Origin of the sequence: Acinetobacter sp. YH12201, assembly GCF_013418145.1 — a bacterium.
Taxonomy (GTDB): Bacteria; Pseudomonadota; Gammaproteobacteria; order Pseudomonadales; family Moraxellaceae; genus Acinetobacter.
Map to the genome: position 1 here is coordinate 1 of NZ_VPCP01000158.1, position 2,341 is coordinate 2,341.

Below are 2,341 nucleotides of genomic sequence, written 5' to 3' on the forward strand. Positions count from 1 at the left end.
CCTATTTAAGTGATGTGCTGAAAAGGCTGCCGACGCATAAAGTGACCCAAATAGAAGAATTACTGCCACACCGCTGGAAATCCGACCAAAATTAAAAAATAGGCATGGGATTCAGCGGACGCTTACGATTAAATTTAGCTTTGATCCAATCCATGGGCAAATTCAGCCAGATCGGCCAGTGCCTGTTTGGCTTCATCAAACCACGCATGGAACATCTGAAAATTGTGCCACATGCCGGTATAAAGTTTAAAAGTCACTTGAACATTGGCCTGTTCTGCTTTTTCTTTAAAGCGCTGTGCATCATCTAGCAGAATTTCTTTCGATCCTACTTGTACCAGTGTAGGAGGTAATCCGGTTAAATCTGCAAACAGGGGAGAAATTGAGTGATGTGATTTATCCATCGATTTAGGGACGTAATAATCAATTCCGGTTTCTAAGGTTTCAATGGACAATAAGGCATCGTGTTTCTGGTTATAGCGTAAGGATTCGCTGGTGAGGGTTAAATCTAAAAAGGGTGACAACAGCATCAGACCGCTGACCTGAGGTAGCTGTTCATCACGAATTTTAAGTGCCAAGGCCAAAGCCAGATTGGCACCACAGGAATCCCCAGACAAAATAATATCCTTGGCTTGTATGCCTTGGTCGAGCAAAATATTGTAAACATCAAACAGCGCATCCAGAGCTTCAGGAAAAGGCTGTTCAGGCGCGAGAGGATAATCTACGTGCAGCGCTTGCATTTGAGTCCGTGCCACCATGTCGGATACAAATGCCCGATGGGTATTTAAGGATCCTAAAAAGAATGCACCGCCGTGAATATGTAAAATAAGCTGTGTGGCCTCATTGTGCGGTTTGATTTCTTCAGCACGTAAACCGGCAAGACGGATTGGGCGAATACTGACATTCTTATTCTGCGGAAATAGACGGCACATTTGTTCAATGACAAAGCGTGCTGAATTTGGAGGTAAGTTAAACTGGCTCGGCAGACGGATGGTGGTTTTTAAAAAACTTTCTGTAATTAATTGTTTCCATAACGGATTTATCTTCATGTTTTTTCCATCTTGTTATATCTTTTGGGGGATAACTGGTTGTTTACCAATTCAAGTTACAAGATTACACTAAACGGTCACACGGAAGAATTGCAAATATGTTGTGACTTTTTAATACTAAGGCCGTCTACACTAGACTAGGAAACGAAAAAAAATGAAAAGAATTGCTCTTGCATTAGGATTGCTCGGATTAACAGCTTTGGCAAATGCTGCTGATCCTTTAAATGGAACAGTTTGGAAAACGATTGACGATAAAACAAAACAACCCAAAGCAATCGTAAAATTTACTGAACAAAAAAATGGCACATTGTCTGCGAGTATTCAAAAAGTTTTGACACCAGGCGAAGAACAGGCATGTAAAAAATGTGAAGGTCCATATCATAATAAATCTTTAAAAGGTTTAAAGATTGTTCACGGTCTTAAAAATGTCGGTGGTACAAGTTATGAAGAGGGTACTATCCTTGACCCTTCTTCAGGCAAAACCTACAAACTCAAAGGTGAACTGGCAAATGGCGGTAAAACGCTCGAATTACGCGGTTTTATTGGCGTATCTGTTTTAGGCCGTAACCAAACCTGGATTCGCGCGAACTAAGTCTACCGAGCCAAATGGATTAAACGAAAAAGCCTGAAATTGTCAGGCTTTTTTAATATGGATGGTGCAGGCTGCTTACTTTAATGCCCGATAGGCTTCTTCATCAAAGCCGACGATATAACCAGAAGCAGTTTCAAGCACAGGACGTTTGATTAAGCTGTTATGGCGGGTGAGCGCTTCAATGAGATTTTCTTCACTGCTTAAAGCCGTTTGTTGTTCCGCTTCGCTCAGTTTGCGCCAAGTGGTGCCTTTTTTATTCAGGATGACTTCCTGACCTTTGTTATCCAGCCATATTTTTACCGTTTCAGCAGCAATGCCTTGTTTCTTGTAATCGTGAAACTCATAGGCAAGACCGAGTTGATTAAGCAGGTCAAAGGCTTTTTTCATTGAATTACAGTTTTTGATACCATAAATCTTCAGCATAGGTGAATTATTCCATTTTCTATTCTTCAATAGCGTAACGAAAATCCTTCAGAAGCTCTAGAGTGAATTAAATGATTAAAATTAAAAAATTCAGCTGTCATTAAACTGACATTTAGATTTGTAATTATAAAGCTATAAATAAGAACCATATGATTATTAGATCTCTTGCGAAAGTCATTATTGAAAATTTATCCGGTTTACCAGTGCAGCGATTAAGTTAATGCGTAAACCGAATCTTTTCCGTCTATTTCGATAGCGTTCACTTAATATTCTAAATGTT

General features: G+C 39.8%; 4 protein-coding genes and 1 pseudogene. 2 read left to right on the plus strand and 3 right to left on the minus strand.

The window, feature by feature from the left end; translation table 11 throughout:
- Positions 1–95 (plus strand): transposase domain-containing protein (locus FTU91_RS16150; protein ID WP_148114837.1); only part of this gene is annotated, 95 nt, incomplete at its 5' end.
- Between the two features lie 39 nt (positions 96–134).
- Here FTU91_RS16150 and FTU91_RS16155 read toward each other — a convergent pair.
- On the minus strand, positions 135–1,046 hold the full coding sequence (locus tag FTU91_RS16155; protein ID WP_180082838.1) for an alpha/beta hydrolase: 912 nt from the start codon (positions 1,044–1,046) through the stop codon (positions 135–137).
- A 154-nt stretch (positions 1,047–1,200) separates the two neighbouring features.
- On the opposite strand from FTU91_RS16155, the gene FTU91_RS16160 reads away from it, so the two are divergent.
- Entirely contained in the window at positions 1,201–1,638 is a 438-nt protein-coding gene (locus tag FTU91_RS16160) for a DUF2147 domain-containing protein (RefSeq protein WP_180082839.1), read from the plus strand.
- 75 nt (positions 1,639–1,713) lie between these two features.
- On the opposite strand, the gene FTU91_RS16165 is transcribed toward FTU91_RS16160, so the two are convergent.
- Positions 1,714–2,061, minus strand: coding sequence for a Spx/MgsR family RNA polymerase-binding regulatory protein (locus FTU91_RS16165; RefSeq protein ID WP_180082840.1), 348 nt, complete (start codon positions 2,059–2,061; stop codon positions 1,714–1,716).
- A gap of 177 nt (positions 2,062–2,238) precedes the next feature.
- Positions 2,239–2,341, minus strand: a pseudogene (locus FTU91_RS16170) (IS5/IS1182 family transposase); the annotation flags it as partial.

Excerpts from the sequence above, each read along its gene's own strand:
- FTU91_RS16160 (WP_180082839.1), top strand. The coding sequence starts at position 1,201 with ATGAAAAGAATTGCTCTTGCATTAGGATTGCTCGGATTAACAGCTTTG.
- FTU91_RS16155 (WP_180082838.1), bottom strand. The coding sequence starts at position 1,046 with ATGAAGATAAATCCGTTATGGAAACAATTAATTACAGAAAGTTTTTTA.
- FTU91_RS16165 (WP_180082840.1), bottom strand. The coding sequence starts at position 2,061 with ATGCTGAAGATTTATGGTATCAAAAACTGTAATTCAATGAAAAAAGCC.